Annotated in this window: 21 protein-coding genes; 8 read left to right on the top strand and 13 right to left on the bottom strand. The window is 49.2% G+C overall.

Annotated elements, in window-relative coordinates; translation table 11 throughout:
* Nucleotides 1-26 precede the first annotated feature (26 nt).
* From A8707_RS09845 to A8707_RS09810, 8 genes are all read right to left on the bottom strand, one after another.
* Nucleotides 27-923: a carbohydrate ABC transporter permease gene (locus A8707_RS09845; RefSeq protein ID WP_068816644.1), complete on the bottom strand. Its 897-nt coding sequence runs from the start codon at nucleotides 921-923 to the stop codon at nucleotides 27-29.
* A gap of 11 nt (nucleotides 924-934) precedes the next feature.
* Nucleotides 935-1,558 (bottom strand): hypothetical protein, encoded by a 624-nt coding sequence (locus tag A8707_RS09840; RefSeq protein WP_068816643.1) that lies wholly within the window; start codon nucleotides 1,556-1,558, stop codon nucleotides 935-937.
* 271 nt (nucleotides 1,559-1,829) lie between these two features.
* A complete protein-coding gene (gene egtD / locus A8707_RS09835) occupies nucleotides 1,830-2,891 on the bottom strand; it encodes an L-histidine N(alpha)-methyltransferase (protein ID WP_068816642.1) in 1,062 nt (353 codons plus the stop codon).
* Nucleotides 2,892-3,102: 211 nt separating this feature from the next.
* Nucleotides 3,103-4,353 carry an SUMF1/EgtB/PvdO family nonheme iron enzyme gene (locus tag A8707_RS09830; RefSeq protein WP_197484713.1) on the bottom strand — a complete coding sequence of 417 codons (1,251 nt, stop codon included), beginning with the start codon at nucleotides 4,351-4,353 and terminating at the stop codon, nucleotides 3,103-3,105.
* Nucleotides 4,322-5,113, bottom strand: coding sequence for an ergothioneine biosynthesis protein EgtC (gene egtC / locus A8707_RS09825; protein ID WP_068816641.1), 792 nt, complete (start codon nucleotides 5,111-5,113; stop codon nucleotides 4,322-4,324). Before egtC ends, A8707_RS09830 begins: the two co-directional genes overlap by 32 nt.
* Nucleotides 5,114-5,297: 184 nt before the next feature.
* The gene (locus tag A8707_RS09820) at nucleotides 5,298-5,675 is read right to left on the bottom strand and encodes a DUF423 domain-containing protein (RefSeq protein WP_068816640.1); all 378 of its coding nucleotides are present in this window, start codon (nucleotides 5,673-5,675) and stop codon (nucleotides 5,298-5,300) included.
* Nucleotides 5,676-5,689: 14 nt separating this feature from the next.
* A complete protein-coding gene (locus A8707_RS09815) occupies nucleotides 5,690-6,358 on the bottom strand; it encodes a ribosomal protein L7/L12 (RefSeq protein ID WP_068816639.1) in 669 nt (222 codons plus the stop codon).
* Nucleotides 6,359-6,423: 65 nt separating this feature from the next.
* Entirely contained in the window at nucleotides 6,424-6,699 is a 276-nt protein-coding gene (locus A8707_RS09810) for a hypothetical protein (protein WP_082906312.1), read from the bottom strand.
* A 129-nt stretch (nucleotides 6,700-6,828) separates the two neighbouring features.
* Here A8707_RS09810 and A8707_RS09805 point away from each other — a divergent pair, with 129 nt between their 5' ends.
* Both A8707_RS09805 and moeB read left to right on the top strand, forming a co-directional pair.
* A complete protein-coding gene (locus A8707_RS09805; protein ID WP_068816638.1) occupies nucleotides 6,829-7,317 on the top strand; it encodes a M67 family metallopeptidase in 489 nt (162 codons plus the stop codon).
* A 75-nt stretch (nucleotides 7,318-7,392) separates the two neighbouring features.
* Nucleotides 7,393-8,565 (top strand): molybdopterin-synthase adenylyltransferase MoeB, encoded by a 1,173-nt coding sequence (moeB, locus tag A8707_RS09800; protein WP_068816637.1) that lies wholly within the window; start codon nucleotides 7,393-7,395, stop codon nucleotides 8,563-8,565.
* Between the two features lie 92 nt (nucleotides 8,566-8,657).
* Here the strand turns inward: moeB and A8707_RS09795 are convergent, their stop codons facing one another.
* Both A8707_RS09795 and A8707_RS09790 read right to left on the bottom strand, forming a co-directional pair.
* On the bottom strand, nucleotides 8,658-10,037 hold the full coding sequence (locus A8707_RS09795) for a response regulator (RefSeq protein ID WP_068816636.1): 1,380 nt from the start codon (nucleotides 10,035-10,037) through the stop codon (nucleotides 8,658-8,660).
* Between the two features lie 9 nt (nucleotides 10,038-10,046).
* Complete coding sequence (locus tag A8707_RS09790; RefSeq protein ID WP_197484712.1) at nucleotides 10,047-10,397, bottom strand: histidine kinase dimerization/phosphoacceptor domain -containing protein; 351 nt, start codon at nucleotides 10,395-10,397, stop codon at nucleotides 10,047-10,049.
* Between the two features lie 447 nt (nucleotides 10,398-10,844).
* Here A8707_RS09790 and A8707_RS09785 point away from each other — a divergent pair, with 447 nt between their 5' ends.
* From A8707_RS09785 to A8707_RS09770, 4 genes are all read left to right on the top strand, one after another.
* The gene (locus A8707_RS09785; protein ID WP_068816634.1) at nucleotides 10,845-12,236 is read left to right on the top strand and encodes an HlyD family secretion protein; all 1,392 of its coding nucleotides are present in this window, start codon (nucleotides 10,845-10,847) and stop codon (nucleotides 12,234-12,236) included.
* Between the two features lie 258 nt (nucleotides 12,237-12,494).
* Nucleotides 12,495-13,772 carry an MFS transporter gene (locus A8707_RS09780; protein WP_068816633.1) on the top strand — a complete coding sequence of 426 codons (1,278 nt, stop codon included), beginning with the start codon at nucleotides 12,495-12,497 and terminating at the stop codon, nucleotides 13,770-13,772.
* A 12-nt stretch (nucleotides 13,773-13,784) separates the two neighbouring features.
* On the top strand, nucleotides 13,785-15,362 hold the full coding sequence (locus tag A8707_RS09775; protein ID WP_231947999.1) for an MDR family MFS transporter: 1,578 nt from the start codon (nucleotides 13,785-13,787) through the stop codon (nucleotides 15,360-15,362).
* A gap of 114 nt (nucleotides 15,363-15,476) precedes the next feature.
* Nucleotides 15,477-16,580, top strand: a complete 1,104-nt coding sequence (locus A8707_RS09770; RefSeq protein WP_068816631.1) for a tetratricopeptide repeat protein — start codon at nucleotides 15,477-15,479, stop codon at nucleotides 16,578-16,580.
* Between the two features lie 203 nt (nucleotides 16,581-16,783).
* Here the strand turns inward: A8707_RS09770 and A8707_RS09765 are convergent, their stop codons facing one another.
* Both A8707_RS09765 and hpf read right to left on the bottom strand, forming a co-directional pair.
* Entirely contained in the window at nucleotides 16,784-16,972 is a 189-nt protein-coding gene (locus A8707_RS09765) for a hypothetical protein (RefSeq protein ID WP_068816630.1), read from the bottom strand.
* 45 nt (nucleotides 16,973-17,017) lie between these two features.
* Nucleotides 17,018-17,668 (bottom strand): ribosome hibernation-promoting factor, HPF/YfiA family, encoded by a 651-nt coding sequence (gene hpf, locus A8707_RS09760; protein ID WP_068816629.1) that lies wholly within the window; start codon nucleotides 17,666-17,668, stop codon nucleotides 17,018-17,020.
* Nucleotides 17,669-17,902: 234 nt separating this feature from the next.
* Between hpf and lipB the strand changes: the two genes are divergently transcribed.
* On the top strand, nucleotides 17,903-18,577 hold the full coding sequence (gene lipB / locus A8707_RS09755; protein ID WP_068816628.1) for a lipoyl(octanoyl) transferase LipB: 675 nt from the start codon (nucleotides 17,903-17,905) through the stop codon (nucleotides 18,575-18,577).
* Nucleotides 18,578-18,666: 89 nt separating this feature from the next.
* On the opposite strand, the gene leuC is transcribed toward lipB, so the two are convergent.
* Entirely contained in the window at nucleotides 18,667-20,070 is a 1,404-nt protein-coding gene (gene leuC, locus A8707_RS09750) for a 3-isopropylmalate dehydratase large subunit (protein ID WP_068816627.1), read from the bottom strand.
* A gap of 210 nt (nucleotides 20,071-20,280) precedes the next feature.
* Between leuC and A8707_RS09745 the strand changes: the two genes are divergently transcribed.
* A complete protein-coding gene (locus A8707_RS09745) occupies nucleotides 20,281-20,883 on the top strand; it encodes a hypothetical protein (protein WP_068816626.1) in 603 nt (200 codons plus the stop codon).
* The last annotated feature ends 602 nt before the right edge of the window (nucleotides 20,884-21,485 follow it).

The raw sequence follows: 21,485 nt of genomic DNA, 5'->3' as shown, positions 1-21,485 counted from the left end.
CTTCAAAAAGTCGGGATTCTGCGATTTCAAGCTCTCTGCTCCCATCGCTGTACGCCTAATCGCAGCACCGAGAGAGCGAGAATTATCATAAACATCACAAGCCCGATCGTACACGCATAGCTAATTTCTAAACTCTGGAAAGCCTGCTCATAGACATAATAAACGATCGTCTTAGAACTGTTGAGCGGACCGCCCTGCGTCATGATGTAAATCTCTTCAAAGACTTTAGTGGCAGAGATCGCAGAGATCACAGCAACCAAAAAGAGATAAGGATGCATCAGCGGAATAGTGATGTCCCAATGTTTGCGGAACCCGTCAGAGCCGTCGATCGCTGCCGCTTCATAGAGATCTTCTGGAATAGACTGCAATCCCGCTAGATAAATCACCATGTAGTAGCCTAATCCTTTCCAAATGGTGACGACCATGACGCTAAAGATCGACCAATCAGGACTTGTCAACCACGGAATTCCCTCAGTGGACAGCCCAGAAAACTTGAGAAACTGATTGAGTAACCCATTATCGGCGTAGAGCCATTTCCAGGCGATGCCCGCAACAACCATCGAGATAATCACAGGCGTATAGTACGCCACCCGAAACCAGCGAATTCCTCGCAGTTTTTGATTGACTAAAATCGCCAATCCTAGAGGAGCGATCACTAGAATTGGAACGACGCAGACCAAATAAAGAATCGTATTTCGCAACGTCTGCCAGAAAATCGGATCAGCCCACAGGCGGCGAAAGTTGGCAACCCCAATCCACTGCGGTGAATCAATTAAGTCATAGCGCGTAAAGCTGAGATAAAACGCTTGGATCGCCGGATAAAAAACCGTCAGCCCCAAAATCAGCAGGGCAGGCAGCAAGAATAAATAAGGGGTTAACTGTCGTTGATCAATGTGCCAGCTTTTGGGCAATTGCTTATCCATGTCGAAAATTTCTATTCCCAGTCGTCTGCATCGACGCGCTTGATGGTGCGACGTTGGGGCAACACTTGCGATTTACGTCGAGCAGGCAAATAGTTGGGATAGTCGTCGTGAATCACCTCGATCGTGCGAGACGGTCGCTGCTGACGAGCAAATAAAACAAAGATTCCGACGAGAGCAATGCCACCCCCAAAGGCAAGCAGCATTCCGCCCAATGCCCAGAGAATGCCCGTCATCACAGGATTGTTAGATGGATCTAAAGATTGGGGTTGCCCTTGAGGAGTTCTCGCCGGGATGGGCATCACGCCCGTATTTTTAGTCTGAGTCGTCAAGGTTTCTATCAGGGTTTGCTGACTTTGAATCTGTGCCTTGAGTTGCTCAGTTTGAACGCGCTGCTGTTCAAACTGTGCCTTGAGTTGATCGGTCTCAAGCCTCTGTTTCTCTAAATCATAGGTTGTGGGCGCGGCGGTTGGAGGCATCCCGATCGTCGGCATAGTGGCAGTGGGATAAGGCTGAATCGGGAGAGGCTGAGACGGCGCAAAAATAGGCGTGTTCGCACTGACACCACCCTTCAACAGGATAATGGCGGCTAGCCCTGCTAACGCAGCTCCTCCTAAAAACGAAGTTGTATCGCTCATCTCCTCACACCTTCACACCTGGATTGAATTTTAACGGATAAACCTTGGGTCTGAACGTCTGTTCAGCGATCGGTGACTCAATCCAGGAAAACTTTTACTATGATGACATCAGTTGCCTTGAACAATGACAATAAAATGCCTGGTTCTATTCAATGACACAAACGCCCACATCCACTCAAGTTTATCTAGAATTCACAAAACTGATCCCAAATAGTTGGTTTAGGCAGGCAGATGATTCAGATTCCACGCAGAGGTTTAGCTGTCTTTCGGTTTAGATCAGTGGCAACTGACACAGGATTAATCCAAACCACTGATTGGCATCTGTCCAGACTTGACGGGATTTTAGTCCTTTTTTCTCAAGATCTTGTTGAAGGGTGGTCAGGCTAAATTTACGAGAGATTTCACTCAAAATCGACTCTCCTTGACTAAGCTCGACGGTTAACCCTAATGCTTTAAGTTGAACGGTTTGAGCGTCTAAACTCTGTAGGTGCATCTCGATCTGGTGATCAGACTCGTTATAGAACGCAAAATGCTCAAATCGAGTTAGATCAAATGTGCCCTCGAATCGTTGGTTAAGATGCCGCAACATATTTAGATTAAACTCAGCAGTGATGCCTTGGCTGTCGTTGTAAGCGGCTTCTAGTTGGGCTTTAGACTTCTGCAAATCGATGCCTAATAAGAAATATTCGCCTGGTTGCAGCGCGTTTTTGATCTGGTCAAGAAACTCGTCACACTCTTGGGGATTGAGATTGCCTAATGTGCTGCCGATAAAGCAGATCATGCGAGTAGGCAGATGGCTGGTTGCCAACCGCTGCAAAGCGAGTTCGTAGGTGCCGACTAAGCCGTGAATGTGCAGAGTCGGATAGTCAAGCAGCAAACTGTGAGCGCTGCTTTCGAGAATGCCTGCGCTGATGTCGATCGGGCGATAGCAAAGAGCGTGCCCCGCCTGCTGATAAGCATCGAGCAAGAGTCTCGTTTTCGTCGAACTGCCGCTTCCTAGTTCCACAATTTCGCAAGTGCCTGTGATGTCGGCGATCTCGCTGGCACAGGTTTGCAGAATCTCTGTTTCGGTGCGGGTCAGATAATATTCTGGGAGATCACAGATTTTCTCAAAGAGTTGAGAGCCACGATCGTCATAAAAGTAGCGAGGCGGCAATGTTTTGGGCTGTTGGCTCAACCCCCGAGTCACATCGCTGCCCGGATGCAATTCTTCTTCTGAGGGTTCAGTTTGGCTGATGAGATGCTCAATCTGCACTCGTGCTTCTGGCGAGTAGATGGGCTGTTTAGGCTGACGCGCAGAAGTCTTCTGCCCTGCGGACTGAGATGTTGACATATTCGTTTTCTCGCTTCCTCACACGTTTCTCTAATTAAGGGTCGATCGAGAGAGTTAAGTAAATCTCTCACGAGGCAGAATCTTTAATAGACCTCTTGCAAAAGTCCCTGCCCTCACCCTAAATCCCTCTCCCAAGCTTAGGAGAGGGACTTTGAAATCTGGCTCCCCTTCTCCCAAGCCTGGGAGAAGGGGGTGGGGGATGAGGGCATCTTCAGACTTTGGCATCGCTGACGCAGCGAAAACCTGCCAGCATTTGCCGCATATGAGGGTGATACCAGTTGCGAAAGGCAGATCGTATTGCCCACGGGCGCGTTGCCCAACTGCCCCCTTTAAGCACTCGATGTTGGTCATCAAAATACGTTTGAGAATAGCCTGGATAAGGATAACTCTCAAATTTTGAGTAGCCATCAAACCAGGTGGATGTCCATTCCCAGACGTTACCTAACAGATCGTAGCAGCCAACGGGATTAGAAGGGTAGCGATCGACAGGTGTAGTCGTGCCCCATTCGTGATTGTGATTGCAACGAGTCGCATCGGGAAACTGATTGCCCCACGAATAGAGTGATCGAGCGTGCGCGATCGGGTTCCAACTTGCGGCTTTTTCCCATTCCGATTCGGTTGGGAGTCGCTTTCCTACAAATTGAGCATACGCTTCTGCTTCGTAGTAGTTGACTCCACACACCGGATGATTGGCGTAAGTGGGATCTTCTCTCCAATAAAGCGGTTGCACTACAGGATTTGCTTGTAACCATTGCCAACCTTCAGATGACCACCATTGCGAATTTTGATAGCCATTTGATTGAATAAACGATCGATACGCTTTGCAGGTGACGGGTGTGCGATCGATCCAATAAGTTTCTAAATCAACCTGATGCACCGGACGTTCATTATCTAACGCATCTAGTGATTCATTTCCCTGCTCAAACGATCCAGCAGGAATACAAACCATGTTGAGAATGGAGGTGCGATCGAGGAATCCAACCGATTCCTGTTTCGTGGTGGTTTTCTGTAATTCCAATATTAATGTAATAGTTTCGCAGTGTTGACTTTCGTGTTGTAAAAGCCATCGCCAGAGGCGTTCTTGTTGCTCGATCGGGGCGATTTTTAGATAGTCCAAAACGTTTGTTCTGACAGCATCTAGATAGTCACAAACCTCAGCAAGTGGCGGAAGTTTGACCCGATCGCCTTTGGGCATCCCATCTTGAGCAAACAATCGGTGGTATTCGGGGAAAAGAGGACGATTTCCCGCACTGCGTTCAAGCAGCCAAAGCGCCTCGGTGTAGGCAGTGTGTCCTAAATGCCAGCCTACTGGACTGAAATCAGAATGTGGTTGACAGCAGAACGTTTCATAGTTCATGTCGTCAAAAAGTGCCAACGTTGAAGCGCGGCAGTCGTGCATCCACTGAGCGATTTGGGTGCGGGTGAGGTCTTTAGAACGGCTCGACTTGAAGATTGAGGTCATTATGAACGGTGAGAAGACTACGATCGGGCATCAAATTCCAGTCGCCTGGAAACAAAGGCTCAGAGGCAATCACAACAGATCCAGGCAAAGCGGACTGATCATCTCGCAGCCAATAAAGAGTCGGAATAGGCGTGTGACTGGCAAACCGCGAGGCAACTATCTGTTGACCATCGGTGATGATCAAATTGGCAGAAAACGGAGTTTCATATTTCTCTCCCAGCTCTGTCAGAATGTTAAGAGTTTGCCGTAACGCTTCTGTCAGGCTCAGATTAGGATCAGACAGCAACTCCTCAATCAGCAATGCAAAAATATGCTCTGAGTCGGTCGAGCCTTGAATGAGTTGATAAGCAGTGTCGCTGAGACGATCGCAGATCGGTCGATAGAGCGTTTGCCGAAAGCCCTCGACAAAGCCATTGTGCATTCCTAGAAGCTGAGAATCCTGGAACGGCTGACAGTTACTCAAATCGACCGACAGCCCCGCCGTGGCGCTGCGAACCGTTGCCAGCACACAGCCCGACTCAACATATCGGCTGAGATTGGGCAAATTGACATCGTTCCAAATCGGCAGCGTGTTTTTATAGATAAAGGGTTCGGTTTGACGGTGCGGATGATACCAGCCGACCCCAAAACCGTCTGCGTTGACTAACCCTGCGGTCATTTCGCGGGGCTGATAGCTTTGCTCGATGAGAGAATGCTCAGGCTTATAGAGAAGCCGATCGAGCTGAATGGGCGAACCGAGATAGCCTAAAAGACGGCACATTTGAGTCAATGAAGATTTGTTTCCCGATCTTGCCACACGAATCTAAATTTAGGGGGCATTGCAGGTTCTAATAGCGACCCATCACAGATTCACCCAATACCGTAGAGACGTTCCGGTGGAACGTCTCCCGTCGATCGCGCCGCACAATCTCTCACCTTCAAAAATAAAATTGGCATCACAACAATTATTTATAACTCCAGGCGGCAACCGCGATCGCAGCCCAGCCCACCATCAGCGCTAATCCGCCCAAAGGTGCAACGGCTCCCAGCCAGTTGATGCCCGAAAAACTCAGGGCGTATAAACTGCCGCAAAACAGCACAACGCCGACGATAAACGCCCAACCCGAAGCCGTTAGAAACGTCTCTTCTACTTGTGATCGACTCATCAGCACGCCCACTAAGAGCAACGCCAACGCGTGATACATCTGATAGCGGGCGGCGGTTTCAAAGATCTCTAACGATCGCTCACTCAATCGCTCTTTTAAGGCGTGTGCCCCAAATGCCCCAAACCCAACGGCTGACCCACCGAGTAGAGCGGCGATCGTTAAGAAAACTCTTACCATAAAATTCTGCAATCCTATCTCAAAACAATTAGTACGCTTGCGCCAACGGCTTCTAATTGGCGACGAAACTGATCAGCCGTCGATCGCGTTACGTTTTCAGCAATCATAATCGGGCTGGCTCGACTCCCTTTAATGACCCGTTTAACAGGTTTCTCATCCAACCCGGTAAGCTGCTGAATGACGCGCATTACGTCTTGTCGAGTCCGAGGCGGAACGTACTCTAAAACGACATCATAGGTTTCTTCACCCGCGATCGAGTTCAAAATCGGCGTTTTGAATTCTCCATCGAAGTAATAGAAGACTCTGCCTTCTTCACTGACGTTAAACGCTGCGTTAAACTCTTTGGCTCGCTCATCTAAATAGATTTTTGCTTCCGCCCCGCTAATATTTGCCTCCATTGAGAAGCGTAAGACGTTAATATTTCCGTCTCCGTCGCGCAACAGGTTGAAGAATACTCTCTGGAGACGATCGCGTTCTGATTTTTTGCTTTGACGAGTATTGTTAAACGCCAACCAACTTCCGATCGCAAGCGGCAAAAGTCCCAAAAAGATTAGCGCTGTAATCATGTCTGATTGCACCGAATCGTTCAAATTACCTTGAATCAAATCCAAAACACACACAAGACTGATCGGCAATCCAATGCCTAAAAGCATTCCGGCTACGATCGTGTTCACTCGCCTCATGGTTTCGACTCAAACACTAGTCCTATTGCGATCTTAGCGGTTGGAGATGAATGTTAGAAAGCGAGTTATAGCTGCTCGTCTTCTTTGGTGTAAAGGATTTCGCGGCTTGTCTCTTCTTCAGCGAGAAGCGGTTTATCTACAAAAGAAGGGCTGTTTATAAACGCGTCTTGGGTTGAGTCGTGCTCGTCATCAGAGGTTATTTTGCTAGATGGCTGAGATTGAACCAGTTGAGTCTCAATCCACTGTTCGAGAAATGGTTCGATCGCTAACCCTTTGGCGGCTGCTTGCTCAAGCAATTGCTGTTCAATTTCTGGTTTGAGTTTCAAAGTAATGGTCATCATTCTTAGAAAATTGCGACCTCTCTATGATGACTCAAACGCCCGATCGCGACTCTCTTCACAACTTTGTAACGGTTATATATCGCGATCGTGTCATAGAATAGACTACTGGCTCACCCTCCAGCATTTGTTGTGGTTCTCAAACTCGACCCTTTTCAGATTCAAGCGATCGTCGCTCACGCAGAAAGCACCTACCCCGAAGAGTGCTGTGGGTTGCTGTTGGGGATCGCTGACTCCACAAGCAATACAGTCGTGGAGGTGCAGCCCGTTGAGAATAATTGGAGTGCTGAACCTGCCGAATCGTTTGACAAAACTCGTCGCTATGAGATTGCACCCCAGTCAATGCTGGCAGCCATGCGAGAAGGTCGCGATCGCAACCTAACGATCGTCGGCATTTATCACTCGCATCCTGACAATCCGGCGGTGCCGTCAGAGTGCGATCGTCAACTGGCTTGGCAGCACTATTCTTATGTGATCATGTCAGTCGAGCAAGGAGTCGCGATCGACTGGCAAAGCTGGAGCTTAGATGACACCCATCAGTTTCAGCCTGAAGAAATCTGGATGCCGCCGATCGCTGGTGAGCGAATGAGCAAGGGTAATGGGCGATTCATTCAACGGTGAACGGTTCCCCATTACCCTGCTTAAATTTTGAGTTTAAACTGTCCGCTCTCGAACTCTGTTTTAATCACAATCGCCATGCTAAACCCTAATCTGGATGACATCCAGTTATCAAAAGACGAATACGCACGATATTCTCGGCATATTATCTTGCCAGAAGTCGGGCTAGACGGACAAAAGCGCCTCAAAGCTGCCAGTGTGCTCTGCGTCGGCACAGGCGGACTCGGTTCACCTCTGTTGCTCTACCTTGCCGCAGCAGGCATCGGGCGCATCGGCATCGTCGATTTTGACGTGGTAGACACCTCTAACCTGCATCGTCAAATTATTCACGGAGTCTCTTGGGTCGATAAGCCGAAGATCGAATCTGCCAAACATCGCATTCTAGAGATCAATCCGACCTGTCAGGTTGATTTGTATGAAACGCGATTAAGTGCTGAAAATGCCTTGGAGATTGCCCGACCTTATGATCTCGTGATTGACGGCACCGATAACTTTCCGACTCGCTATTTGGTCAACGATGTTTGCGTTTTGCTAGGCAAACCCAACGTCTATGGCTCGATTTTTCGATTTGAAGGACAGGCGACCGTCTTTAACTATGAAGGAGGACCCAACTATCGCGATCTCTATCCAGAGCCGCCGCCCCCTGGACTTGTGCCCTCGTGTGCAGAAGGCGGCGTTTTGGGTGTGCTGTGCGGCATTATCGGCACGATTCAAGCGACCGAAGCGATCAAGATTATTTTGGGGCAGGGCAACACCTTAAGCGGACGGCTGTTGCTGTATGACGCTTTAGAAATGAAGTTTCGTGAGTTAAAACTGCGACCCAACCCGGTGCGCCCTGTGATTGAGAAGTTGATTGACTATGAAGAGTTTTGTGGCATTCCACAAGCAAAAGCAGCCGAAGAAAAGGAGCGTGCAGGTATGAAAGAGATGACGGTGCAAGAACTGAAGCAACTGCTAGACAGCAACACAGACGATTATGTGCTGCTAGATGTGCGGAACCCCAATGAGTATGAGATCGCGCGGATTCCGGGTTCTGTGTTGGTGCCGTTGCCCGATATCGAAAACGGCAGCGGAGTCGCCAAGGTCAAAGAGTTGCTGAACGGTCACAAACTGATCGCTCACTGCAAACTGGGCGGACGATCGGCAAAAGCTCTAGCCATTCTCAAAGACGCTGGAATCGAGGGAACGAATGTGAAGGGCGGCATCACTGCCTGGAGCCAGGAAGTCGATGCTTCGGTGCCAGAGTATTAGAGATTCTAAACAGGTTCCCGGCTTCTCAAAAAAGCTGGGAGTCTGGGAAGGCTTTGCATCCTATCAAAAAGACAGATCAACCTGTTGAGAAGCTACAGATCTCCGACCTGAGTGTGAGTGATCTGATCGAGTGGTGCCTGTCGCAGCACGATCGTCGCTTGGCTAACCACTTGAGCCACCAATCCTGCCTGAAGTCGTGACCAAACAGGCTTGCCCTGAATCAAAATCCCCACTTCGCCAATCACGCGCCGCTCGTCTGCGATCGGACAAATCAACATCTGAGTCGTCGAATCTAGCAAGGATTGATAGATGGGCGGCAGCAAATCTAAACTGGGGTCAACCCAACAGTCACGCTGAAATAACCGCAGATAAAACCGAGAAAAATCCTGTAGCTCGATCTGGTTGCCCACCAGAGAAGTCGGGGTTTCGACTCCTTGACTGTGATTGCAGACGATCGTCGCGATCTCGTAGGCTTCATCGTGCAGCGTCGCCCAACAATAATCTGCCTCTAACGTCTGCCCCAACTCTTTTAAAGTGAGTTGCAGAATTTGGAGTCGATCGGGGGTCTCGCGAGTCTGTTCTAAGACGCATTGCAGCAGTTGAGTGCAGGAAATCGCTTGCTGAAGCTGTTCATTGCGCTGGTGTAGCTGAAGCATCAATTGGTCGTAACGATGCTCTAGCCACTGGTTTTGCTGCTGGAGACTGACTTCAACGCGGCGACGATCGCTCAGGTCTTGAAACACCATTACCCCGCCAATGATCTGTCCATCGCGGTTACGAATCGGGGAGGCACTGTCTCCGATCACCCGTTCAGTTCCATCTCTGGCGCGCAGCAGAGCGCCTTGGGGCAGCGTCATCGTGTCACCTCGGCGCATCGCAGCGAGTAGAGGATTCTCGATCAGGTCTCTCGTTTCTCCATCCACAAGGTCTAAAATTTGCGTGATGAAGGCTCCAAGTGCCTGTTCTTGATTCCAGCCCGTGAGAATCTCTGCCGTCGGATTCATGAAGGTGACACACCCATCAATGTCAGTCGCGATCGTGGCATCGCCAATGCTAATCAATGTAGTCGCATACCACTGCTGAGTTTCTTTCAACGCTTTTTCTAACTGATGTCGCTGAAGAGCGATCTTAATCGTTGCGTGCAGTTCTGCCTCTTGAAACGGCTTGACGAGATACCCAAATGGAGACGTTTCGGTTGCTCGTTGCAGGGTTTGTTCGTCTGCATGAGCGGTCAAATAAACCACAGGCACGTCTAATTCAAAGTAAATCGTCTTTGCGGCTGCAACTCCATCGACATCACCCTGCAAGCCAATATCCATCAACACTAGATGCGGTTTGGTTTGAGCCGTGATCAAAATCGCTTCTTTGCCTGTTGCCGCAATTTTAGTCACTTCGTGCCCTAGTTTTTGCAATGTCTCTTGAACATGCCACGCAACCACACTTTCATCTTCAACGACTAATATTTTTGCCATGTTCGCAGATTATTGTGCAGCAGTTTCTAACCGTTTGATTCCACCATTAACTTGCCCATTAATGATCTGCAAGTTGTTTTTAACTCGGTGATGGACTTCTTTTGGCAGAACTTCCTTTCCTCTCAAAGCTGTGATTTGCGCTTCGGCTTGCTTTTGTTTCGTGATGTCTTCAACAGTGCCTGTGTGTCCCAACAACTCACCCAAATTGGAGCCGTCCTGCACCCAGACTGCCCCGTCGCAATTGACGACTCGAAGCTCATCGGCGTGTTGCTGCCCAGCTTTGGCTAAAGCAAACCACTCAGGTATGACTCGATCGCGGTCTTCAGACTGAATCACCCTCGCAAATTCTGATCCAAGCAAACAAATCTTCAAACTTCTGACTGATCTGCGTTGCCTGAGTTTCTGTCTGAGGCAAGGGGGCGATCGTGTGCTGCAACTGTTTTAGTTAAGTCTGCACTGATTTGTTGAGCCAGCTCATTTAAATCCATCTACAGTGTTCTGGTTGCTAGATCTAAAGGAGGATTTTCTAATTATCTTGAAATTGCTGGGATTGTGCCTCTTTGTCGAGATGGATAAAGAGAGTTGGGTGGATAGTCTAGCCGGGTGAATCTTGAAGAAGATTGGAATCTATATGGAACACACTACTGGGTTAGATCGGCTTTCCTCCTAAAGTACTACGCACCCTAAATAAAAATATGATATTCTGATTGAAGTGAAATATTTAGAGCACTAAATAATTTTTTAACGGTTCAATTCTTTAAGATCCCAATCTTTCAATCCTCATCTACACCAAGGAACGTCATTTTCATGAAAGGCATTCGCACTGGATCTACCAATGGTCACAAGGCAGTTGTTCAAGACGATCGCGATCTTTCAAACTTACCGACAGTTGTTTTAGACAAAACGCCTGCTCAAGAGACTCCGATCGTCACCGATCGTCCCGTCACCCCTGACACACAGCCTCCTGCTGAGACTCCTCGTAAAAAACCGATTAAAGCAATTTTGGCAGGTGTTGGCATCGGGGGCGCGATCGTCGCTGGCACATTTGGCTATCACTACTGGCAGTTTGCCTCGACGCACCAGTCTACCGACAACGCGACGGTGACGGGCAACATCCACCAAATCAGTTCGCGCATTTCGGGCACGGTTAATCAGGTCTTAGTCGATGACAACCAGACAGTCACAGTAGGACAGCCTCTCTTAAAGCTTGACCCTCGCGATTATCAGATCAAACTTCAACAAGCCCAAGCCGACTTAGAATCGGCTCGTCGTAAGGCAAACACGGCTCAGGTGAATATTGATCTCGCTTCTAAAAACGCTCAGGCTGCCAGCACTCAAGCTCAAGGTGGAGTCGGGGGGGCAGTCGCCGCGATCGCCAGTGCCCAAGCTCAAGTCTCCGAAGCCCAGTCAGGCATTCCTCAAGCTCAGGCGCAAGTGGCTCAAGCCGATGCCAACTTGAGAAAAGCTCAGAGTGACTTGGCTCGTTTTCAGCAACTCTTTAAGGAGGGTGCGATCGCCCGTCGTGATCTCGATACCGCTCAACAGGCATCTGCGGTAGCGCGCGCTCAAAAGGCTGGGGCTGATCAGGGCGTTGCTCAAGCTCAGGCAAAATTGGCACAAGCGCAACAAGGGATTGCGACTGCTCAAGCTGGGTTGAATTCTTCTCAAGGCAATGTGCAAGAGGCACAAGCCAAAAGCGTTCAAACCGATGTCAGCCGCAGTGACTATCAGACCGCACAGTCAGCGATTAACCAGGCGCAGGTTGCTCTCAAAAATGCAGCCCTTCAGCTTTCTTACACGAATATTACGGCTCCGGTGGCAGGTCGCGTCGGTCGCAAAACCGTTCAAGTGGGTCAATCGGTTCAGCCTGGTAACCCGTTGATGGCGATCGTCGATGACCAATATTGGGTGACTGCTAACTTTAAAGAGACGCAGTTAGAGAAGATGCGTCCGGGGCAAGTGGCTGAGGTAAAGCTTGACGCGTTTCCGAGTCAGACGTTTAGAGGTCGCATTGAGAGCCTCTCTCCTGCGTCGGGTGCCTCGTTTGCGCTGCTGCCTCCTGATAATGCGACGGGCAACTTTACAAAGGTCGTTCAGCGAGTTCCGGTGAGAGTGACGTTAGATGCCGATAGCATTCGAGGCTATGAGTCGTTGATCACGCCTGGGATGTCGGCAGAAGTCACCGTTGCGGTGCAGTAAGTAGGGTAGGCACAATTAAACTGAAGACCCTCATCCCCTAACCCCTTCTCCCCAAGGAGAAGAGGAACTAGATTCTGACCCCCTCTCCTGCGGGAGAGGGCATCTCCGGCATTTTGTGTTTAATTAAGTCTGTCTACTTAATGGTGAGGGCTAATTCATCCTTTCTCGTTTAAGGTCTCATTCTTCAGGGGGTATTTATCTCTGAGAAAGTCTTGAATAATAGGGCATCTCTTAATTCATCACTAAGCCACGATCGTTATGCACATCAGGGAGAAGATCAGCCCCGTTTTTCGCGCTTTTTCGTCTCGAAATTATCGTCTGTTTTTTGCTGGACAGGGCATCTCCCTAATCGGGACTTGGATGACGCAGACAGCGGTGATTTGGCTAGTTTATAGCCTGACAAATTCGGCGCTGCTGCTGGGCGTAGTGGGATTCGCCCAACAGTTGCCCAATTTTTTGCTGAGTCCATTTGCGGGGGTGTTAGTCGATCGCTTAAATCGCCATCGAATTTTGATTGTCACTCAGATTCTGTCAATGATCCAGTCTCTGATATTGGCAGCATTGGCGTTTAGCGGTACGATTCACATTTGGCACATCATTGTGTTGAGCATCTTTCAAGGCTGCGTCAATGCGATCGATATGCCGACCCGTCAAACGTTTGTGGTCGAATTAGTTGAGCGACGAGAGAATTTAAGTAACGCGATCGCGCTCAATTCCTCAGTGTTTAGCGGGGCGCGGTTGATTGGACCTGCGATCGCGGGATTAGTAATTGCATCAGTCGGCGCTTCAACGTGCTTTTTGATCGATGGAGTGAGTTATATTGCGGTGATTGCGGGACTGCTGGCAATGCGAATCCGTCCTCGAAAGATTGACCCGATCGCCTCGTCAGACACGATTTTGCATCGACTCAAAGAGGGTTTTGACTATGCGTTTGGGTTTCCACCGATTCGATCGATTCTGCTGCTGATTGGGTTGGTAAGTCTGGTGGGAATGCCCTACACCGTCTTAGCGCCCATTTTTGCGACTAATATTCTCCACGGCGGACCTCAAACGCTGGGCTTTTTAATGGCATCCTCTGGGTTAGGGGCATTGATCAGTGCCGTTTATCTAAGTTCGCGCAGCACGATCGTGGGGCTAGGCAGAATTATCGCGATCGCTCCTAGTGTCTTTGGAGCCGCCCTGATTGTCTTTGCGCTTTCTAAAGTTCTCTGGCTGTCTCTGATTGCCATGTTTGTGCTGGGAGGCAGCTTGATTTTGCAATCGACTTCGAGCAACACGATTTTGCAAACAATCGTCGAAGAAGATAAGCGAGGACGAGTCTTGAGTTTATTTACGATCGCGTTTATCAGCATGGCGACGTTTGGCAATTTGTTTGCTGGAAGTCTCGCGAGTCGTATTGGTGCCCCTTATACGCTCGTGATTAGTGGAGTGATTTGCATTGCGGCTTCGATCTACTTCTCTCGCCAGTTTCCATCACTGCGCGAGATTGTTTTGCCCATCTACGATCGCATGGGCTTATTAACCGAGCATCACTAACAGGAGGTTTTTGTGACCAGTTCTTCTGCAATGTCTCAACCTAGCTCCGATCGTGTCTCTCTTAAAACCTGGATTGGGGTACTTGGTACGGTTCTGGGTGCGTTTATGGCAGTGTTGGATATTCAAATCACCAATTCCTCTCTGCGCGACATTCAGGCAGCTCTAGGTGCAACACTCGAAGAAGGCTCGTGGATCTCGACTTCTTACCTGGTTGCTGAAATTGTGGTCATTCCGTTAACGGGTTGGCTCTCTCAAGTGTTTTCAACCCGTCGCTATCTGTTGGTCAATGCAATCCTGTTTGTGTTCTTCTCAGTGTGCTGTGCATCAGCCTGGAATCTACCATCGATGATTGTGTTTCGGGCATTGCAGGGATTTACGGGGGGTGTCTTAATTCCAATGGCGTTTACGATATTGTTGACAACATTGCCGCCCTCTAAACAGTCGATCGGAATGGCACTATTTGCAATCACAGCTACGTTTGCGCCTTCAATTGGTCCGACATTCGGCGGTTGGTTAACCGAAAACTTTAGCTGGCATTATGTCTTCTATCTAAACATCGTTCCAGGCGCTTTGCTAGTCGCGGCAGTTTGGTATGCGATCGATGCTCGTCCGATGCAGTTAAATCTGCTCAAACAAGGAGACTGGGGCGGAATTGCAGCGATGGCGATCGGGCTAGGTTCTCTGCAAGTCGTGCTCGAAGAGGGCAGCCGTAAAGACTGGTTTAGCTCAAATCTGATTGCCCAGTTAGCTATCGTGTCATCTATTTTTCTAGCAATCTTTTTTTGGATTGAGTTAAGGCGCAAAAAACCGTTTATCAATCTGCGACTGCTCAAAGGACGCAATTTTGGTTTAGCCAGCGTCATTAACGTGTCGTTGGGTTTAGGACTCTATGGATCAGTCTATATTCTGCCCCTCTATTTGGGTCAAATTCAGGACTATAGCGCGATGCAGATCGGTGAAGTCTTGATGTGGGTTGGCTTTCCGCAACTGTTTATTATTCCCTTCGTACCCAAATTAATGCAGCGCATTGATGTGCGAATCTTGATCGGCATTGGGATCAGTCTATTTGCCGCTAGCTGCTTTATGAACTCCGAGTTGACTAACCTATCTGGAATCGACCAATTACGCTGGTCGCAGTTGGTTCGGGCGGCGGGGCAACCGTTAATTATGGTGCCGATTTCCTCGATCGCCACAGCAGGCTTGCCGCCTTCTCAAGCCGGATCTGCATCTGGTTTATTTAACATGATGCGAAATTTGGGCGGCTCGTTTGGCATCGCGACGATCGCCACACTACTCACCAATCGAGAACAATTTCATTCCAACCGTCTCGGAGAAGCCGTCTCTGTCTTCAGCCCTGCGACTCAAGAAGCGATCAATCGCTACACGCAGTTTTTTGTCAGCCGGGGATCTGACTTGGCAACGGCTAAAAACCAGGCGATCGCAGCGATTGCCAGCACAGTTCGTCGCGAGGCATCGGTGATGGCATTTAATGACTGCTTTTATTTCATTGCGTGTGCTTTGCTGGTGAGTGGCATTGCAGTTCTCTTTCTCAAGAAAGTCAAGCCAACGGGCGGGGCACCTGTGCATTAAACTCCCAGAAGTTTGCCAAATCGAATAGATATCAATCGTCAAGACCGATCCGGGTACTTTATTTAAAGCACTCATACCCAGATTTCTACTGACGGGAGACCCGATCGACGCTCTATGATGCAGACCGAACACGCCACTGCTGAAAGCCTTTTTCAAGAAGGATTAAACTTTAGCCAGGTCGGAGATTATGCCTCTGCGATCGGCTACTTTGACCAAGCAATTTCTCGCAAACCCGATTTTTATGATGCTCTCAGCGAAAAAGGCAGCGTCTTAATTAGCTTGGGGCAGCACGAAGCCGCAATATCCTGCTTTGAGCGTGCGATCGTCTATTATCCCAATTCGCCTGATCTTCAATACAGCAGAGGTTGGGCAGCGTATGTCGCTAGAGATTTTGAGACGGCGATCGCCAGCTTTAATCAGTTAGTAACCCTGAAATCTGATTATCCTCACGCTTACTACAGTCAAGGCTTGACGCTGTTTGCGCTCAAACGCTACGACGAGGCGGTTTCTCAGTTTGGCAAAGCACTAGAGCAGATGCCCACTTTTGCAGATGCCTGGTGTATGCAGGGCGTGACGCTCTATGTCACCCATCGCTATGAAGGGGCGGTGACTCACTTCAATCGATCCCTAGAGATACGCCCCGATTATCAAGACGCGCTGATCAATCGAGGCAATGCGCTATTGTGTTTGGGAGATTATGAAGCAGCCATTGCTAGCTACGAGAAAGCTCTGGCGATCGAGGAAGACGATGCAGATTCTTGGTTTTATCGAGGCATCGCGTTCAAACAACTCAATCGGCACGAAGCCGCGATCGAGAGCTATCAAAAAGTGCTGAACTTGCAGCCAGATCACGCGGTCACCTGGTATAACCAGGCTTGCTCGTGCATGAAACTCGGTGACTATGAAGATGCACTCGCTCAGTTTGATCAAGCAGTGCATCTCAACGCCGACTATTATGAAGCCTGGTATAACCGGGGAGTCGTTCTCAAAACGCTGAATCGGTTAGAAGACGCGATCGCCAGTTACGATCGCGCTTTGGCACTTAAGCCGAACGATTTTCGCGGCTGGAATAATCGAGGCAGTCTCTTAGTAAGCCTCAAACGATTTGCAGAAGCCGTTGACAGCTATGACAAGGTGTTAGCCCTAAAACCAGACGACGCGATCGCTCTACAAAATCGCACGGTAGCCATGAGAAAAATAGATCCCAAGAGCATCTAAGGTCATTGCAATATCGGGTAGAGACGTTTCGGTGGAACGTCTCTGTGGCATCGGGTAACCGTAACGTCTCTATGGCATCGGGTAAATGTGTAGTCGTGGCAAAATCGTTAGGGAGATGTTCCACCGAAACGTCTCTACGGTATCGGGTGAATCCATCCTCGATCGGGTTCACGGATAATTCTGGAATCAAATGCAGGTGAGAATTACTGTGATTTACTGGTGTGACTTCCATTCGCGTTGCTGTTAGCGGTTAAGTGTAAAACTTGTTCCGCTAATTTATCAGGCACTTCTTGCAGATGATCGTCTTGCCAATGAAAATAACCCACGCCCACGGACAGCGATCGTAGCTTCGCAATCAGATTTTGCATCTCAGCCTGAGGCAATAGCACCATCACGTCATCGTCTTTCTCACTCCATCACTCGCCCCGACTCTCTCGCTAAACCGCAGAGCTTTTTCGCTCTGAAGCAGAATGATTAGCTTTGCCGTTTTTGCTGTTGGAGTGAGTGTGACCGTTATTGCTGCGAGGTTGAATCACCCCATAACCTCCGTGGTTACGATCGTAGATCACGTTGATCTCACCCGTTTCAGCATTGCGAAACATATAAAAATCGTGGTCAACGAGTTCTAGCTGTTCCATCGCGTCTTCAACTGTCATCGGCGGCATCGCGAAATATTTGGTTCGCACAACTGTGGCGGGGAGTTCGGGAGTGCGATCGAGCGCCAATTCTGACACGACAAGCGTTTCGCTGAGGGGTTCTTCAAGCTTGAGGGTGTCCTCGTAGCGTTTGTCAGAGCGCTTCTCTTTATATTTGCGGAGCTGGCGAGCAATCTTGTCAGCAACTAGGTCAATGCTAGCGTAGAGGCTGTCGCTGCCCTCCTCAGCTCTAACGACTGAACCATTGGCATAAATCGTGACCTCAGCGATTTGTTGAGGATTGATGCGGGGGTTACGAGCGACCGACAAGTGCACATCTACTTGAGTGGTAAGCGTCTGAAAGTGGTTAACCGCCTTCTCAATTTTTTGATTGACATACTCACGAATCGCATCAGTGATCTCGATGTTTTTGCCGTGAATGACAAGCTTCATAAAGCTACTCCCCTGAAGATTTGGGTGATGGATTCACATTAACACTTTGTATTCGGGCAAACACTCGTCTTCAAGATGTTTTGCATCCCTTGATAATTCTTGACTAAATCTGATCAGATTTATCCCAAAATTACGGTGCTTCCCACTTGATTTTTGCAACTCTCTAACGCAAGCTAGAAAACGGGCTAATAACTCAATGTTTATTCTGTTTGTTTGCAAGGTTGACCGCGATTTGTGAACAACTCCGCATCTTCTGATTTTGCTTCTACGCGCTGCTGCTTGCTCGAAAACCGGGGCTTGATGCCTTATCTAGAAGCCTGGGAATGGCAGAAGCGTTTAGTCAGCGATCGTAAGCTCAATCCCGCTCTAAAAGACGTTCTGATTTTGTTAGAACATCCGCCTGTCTACACATTAGGACAGGGGGCAACGACAGAATTTCTTAAGTTTGACCCGACCCGACGTGAGTATGAACTACACCGCATTGAGCGCGGGGGCGAAGTGACTTATCATTGCCCCGGTCAACTGGTCGGCTACCCAATTCTCAACTTAAATGACTACTGCAAAGATCTGCATTGGTATCTGCGGCAGTTAGAAGACGTGATCATTCGAGCTGTCGGCGTTTACGGATTGGAAGGAACGCGCATTCCCGGTCTAACGGGCGTTTGGGTTGAGGGGCAAAAAGTGGCGGCGATCGGCATCAAGGTCAGCCGTTGGATCACCATGCACGGCTTCGCGCTAAACGTCTGTCCCAACTTGAAGGGGTTCGATCGCATTGTGCCCTGCGGCATTTCTGATCAACCTGTGGGCAGTTTGGCGCAGTTCGTCCCCACAATCACGGTAGAAGAAATGCGGCATGAGGTCGCGATCGCGTTCGCAGCAGTGTTTGGGGTCAAGCTCGTAAACGCCTGACGTTTATGAATTGCCCTCATCCCCAAGGAGAAGGGAGCTGGAACTCTTGTCCCCTCTCCTTGAGGAGAGGGCTAGGGTGAGGGTTGATCTCAGATCAACTCACGCACGTCGGTTACTTGACCTGTCACCGCCGCCGCCACCACCATCGCTGGACTCATTAGCAGCGTTCGCCCTGACGATGAGCCTTGACGACCTTTAAAGTTGCGGTTTGACGAAGACGCACTGAGCTGCCGACCTTGCAGCTTATCAGGGTTCATCGCCAAACACATTGAGCATCCGGCTTCTCGCCATTCAAAGCCTGCGGTTAAGAAAACTTCGTGTAAGCCTTCCGCTTCTGCCTGTTTCTTCACCCGCTCGGAGCCGGGGACGATGAAGGCTTTTACGCCATTGGCAACGTGTCGCCCTTTGGCAAACTTCGCAGCTTCTCGCAGATCGCTGATTCTGCCGTTGGTGCAGCTTCCAACAAAACAGACATCGACTTTTGTGCCTCGGATCGGTTGACCCGGAGCTAAATCCATATAGAGATACGCTTCTTCAGCGATCGCTCTCTCATCGTCTGCGATGCCATCCTGCATAGGAACAAACTCATCAACGGCAATGCCCTGACCCGGAGTAATGCCCCAAGTAATGGTCGGAGCAATGTCAGCCGCATCAAACACGATCGCGTCGTCGTAAACGGCATCTACATCACTGCGGATATTATTCCACCACGCGATCGCTTTGTCCCAATCGTCGCCTTTAGGAGCAAAATCACGACCTTGAAGATAATCATAAGTGACTCGATCGGGGTTCACATATCCACAGCGAGCGCCGCCCTCGATCGCCATATTGCAAACGGTCATTCGCTCTTCCATATTCATCTGTTGGAATGTTGTCCCGGCGAACTCGTAAGCGTAGCCCACGCCGCCCTTCACGCCTAATTTGCGGATGATGTGCAGAATTACGTCCTTGGCGTAGACTCCGGGCTTTAAAGCACCGTTGACCTCGATTTTGCGAACTTTGAGCTTCGAGAGCGAGAGCGTTTGCGACGCAAGCACATCTCGAACTTGACTGGTGCCGATGCCAAACGCGATCGCGCCAAACGCGCCATGAGTTGACGTGTGGCTGTCTCCACAGGCGATCGTCATTCCGGGCTGAGTGAATCCCTGTTCGGGGGCAATGACGTGCACAATTCCCTGACTGCCCGACCCGACGTTGTAGAACGTGATGTCATTCTCTTGACAGTTCTTTTCTAAGGCTTGCATCATTTCTTCTGCCAGCGAGTCAGCATAGGGACGCGACTGATCTTCAGTTGGGACGATGTGATCAACGGTGGCGATCGTCCGTTCTGAAAACGACACTTTAAGTCCACGTTCTCTCAGCATCGCAAACGCTTGAGGGCTGGTGACTTCGTGAATCAGATGCAGCCCAATAAAAAGCTGGGTCTGACCCGATGGAAGAGTGCTCACAGTGTGCGCGTCCCAAACCTTATCAAACAGCGTCCCTTTACTCATGGCGTTTTGTCGTGACTTATACAGAATCCTTGAGCCTAGATTCTACCGCACAAGTTAAGGGGTTCGAGGCACTTAGTCAGGGATTAATGACGATCGAAAGCCCAAAGAACAAAATTGCTCTCCAACAAACTCCAACGCAGCAATGATTAGATTTTGTAGTACAAAAACTCTTACCACTGTACAATTCCAGTGAATGCGAGAGGAACCACTATGCGATTGGGTAAAGTAGTCAAATCAAATTCCCACTGTGATTATGTGGTGCAGTTGGATGACGAGATGGATTTTATCGATGCCCCTAAAGCCGATGACTATGGGTTCGGCACCTTCGTTAAGCTCGAAACCGAAGAACGTCATTGGGCGATCGGCATTGTCTACAATTCGCAATTGCTCAACCCAATGTTTATGAATATGGGTCCTCGCCTATCGAGCGAACCCGATCCGCTTTTCACGCCAGATTTGATCAACGAGACTCGCACTTTGTTGTGGACCGTTCTTGTTGGCTGTTTAGACCAACACAATGGCGAATTCTATGGAGTGCAGGGCATTCCGCGAGTGGTGGTTCCGGTCAATACGCCTGTGTCAACCATGACATCCGCAGAAGTTCACCAGTTTCATTTGAATCAGGAGCGCCGATCGCAGTTCTGCTATTACAGTCACCTTCTGCACTGTGGCGGCACGTTTTCAACTCAGCTTACTCACCAGATTTTGCAAGAATTGATTGAGTCAAAACTCTTCCGAGATGCCGAAGAACGCGCTCTTATCGTGCTCTGTCGAGAGTTGGCATGGAAAACCACGATGGGCGCAATGCGATAGGCAAGTGCCTTTAAAACAAAAAACCCCAGCCGTGAAGCCGGGGTGAATAATCAGGGTGCATCTACCATTCCTTTATTCCCAAAATGAGGGACAAACCCGGATGCTTTTTAGAAAAATCCGCGATCGCGCTAAGACTCTGCCTTTAAAACAAAAAACCCCAGCCGTGAAGCCGGGGTGAATAATCAGGGTGCATCTACCATTCCTTTATTCCCAAAATGAGGGACAAACCCGGATGCTTTTTAGAAAAATCCGCGATCGCGCTAAGACTCTGCCTTTAAAACAAAAAACCCCAGCCGTGAAGCCGGGGTGAATAATCAGGGTGCATCTACCATTCCTTTATTCCCAAAATGAGGGACAAACCCGGATGCTTTTTAGAAAAATCCGCGATCGCTCTTCACCAATCCCAATTTTGTTTTTGAATGCGCCCGATCGTGGGTCATCGCAAAATTAGGTAGAGACGTTTCGATGGAACGTCTCTAGGCTGTCGGGTCAACGCGCGATCGATGGTTGTGTCGCAAATACTTTTTAGTGACAAACGAAGTATCTCGTTCGCGTTCCGTTAAGCGCTAATTCCAAAGAGTTCTTCGATAAACTTTGCTTGA

Origin of the sequence: Phormidesmis priestleyi BC1401 (assembly GCF_001650195.1) — a bacterium.
Classification (GTDB): Bacteria; Cyanobacteriota; Cyanobacteriia; order Leptolyngbyales; family Leptolyngbyaceae; genus Phormidesmis_A; species Phormidesmis_A priestleyi_B.
This window is presented reverse-complemented; position numbering and strand designations above follow the sequence as displayed.

What these genes read in the sequence shown, in the direction of transcription:
- A8707_RS09845 (WP_068816644.1), bottom strand. Translation starts at nt 923, where the DNA reads ATGGATAAGCAATTGCCCAAAAGCTGGCACATTGATCAACGACAGTTA.
- A8707_RS09840 (WP_068816643.1), bottom strand. Translation starts at nt 1,558, where the DNA reads ATGAGCGATACAACTTCGTTTTTAGGAGGAGCTGCGTTAGCAGGGCTA.
- egtD (WP_068816642.1), bottom strand. Translation starts at nt 2,891, where the DNA reads ATGTCAACATCTCAGTCCGCAGGGCAGAAGACTTCTGCGCGTCAGCCT.
- A8707_RS09830 (WP_197484713.1), bottom strand. Translation starts at nt 4,353, where the DNA reads ATGACCTCAATCTTCAAGTCGAGCCGTTCTAAAGACCTCACCCGCACC.
- egtC (WP_068816641.1), bottom strand. Translation starts at nt 5,113, where the DNA reads ATGTGCCGTCTTTTAGGCTATCTCGGTTCGCCCATTCAGCTCGATCGG.
- A8707_RS09820 (WP_068816640.1), bottom strand. Translation starts at nt 5,675, where the DNA reads ATGGTAAGAGTTTTCTTAACGATCGCCGCTCTACTCGGTGGGTCAGCC.
- A8707_RS09815 (WP_068816639.1), bottom strand. Translation starts at nt 6,358, where the DNA reads ATGAGGCGAGTGAACACGATCGTAGCCGGAATGCTTTTAGGCATTGGA.
- A8707_RS09810 (WP_082906312.1), bottom strand. Translation starts at nt 6,699, where the DNA reads ATGATGACCATTACTTTGAAACTCAAACCAGAAATTGAACAGCAATTG.
- moeB (WP_068816637.1), top strand. Translation starts at nt 7,393, where the DNA reads ATGCTAAACCCTAATCTGGATGACATCCAGTTATCAAAAGACGAATAC.
- A8707_RS09795 (WP_068816636.1), bottom strand. Translation starts at nt 10,037, where the DNA reads ATGGCAAAAATATTAGTCGTTGAAGATGAAAGTGTGGTTGCGTGGCAT.
- A8707_RS09785 (WP_068816634.1), top strand. Translation starts at nt 10,845, where the DNA reads ATGAAAGGCATTCGCACTGGATCTACCAATGGTCACAAGGCAGTTGTT.
- A8707_RS09780 (WP_068816633.1), top strand. Translation starts at nt 12,495, where the DNA reads ATGCACATCAGGGAGAAGATCAGCCCCGTTTTTCGCGCTTTTTCGTCT.
- A8707_RS09770 (WP_068816631.1), top strand. Translation starts at nt 15,477, where the DNA reads ATGATGCAGACCGAACACGCCACTGCTGAAAGCCTTTTTCAAGAAGGA.
- A8707_RS09765 (WP_068816630.1), bottom strand. Translation starts at nt 16,972, where the DNA reads ATGGTGCTATTGCCTCAGGCTGAGATGCAAAATCTGATTGCGAAGCTA.
- hpf (WP_068816629.1), bottom strand. Translation starts at nt 17,668, where the DNA reads ATGAAGCTTGTCATTCACGGCAAAAACATCGAGATCACTGATGCGATT.
- leuC (WP_068816627.1), bottom strand. Translation starts at nt 20,070, where the DNA reads ATGAGTAAAGGGACGCTGTTTGATAAGGTTTGGGACGCGCACACTGTG.
- A8707_RS09745 (WP_068816626.1), top strand. Translation starts at nt 20,281, where the DNA reads ATGCGATTGGGTAAAGTAGTCAAATCAAATTCCCACTGTGATTATGTG.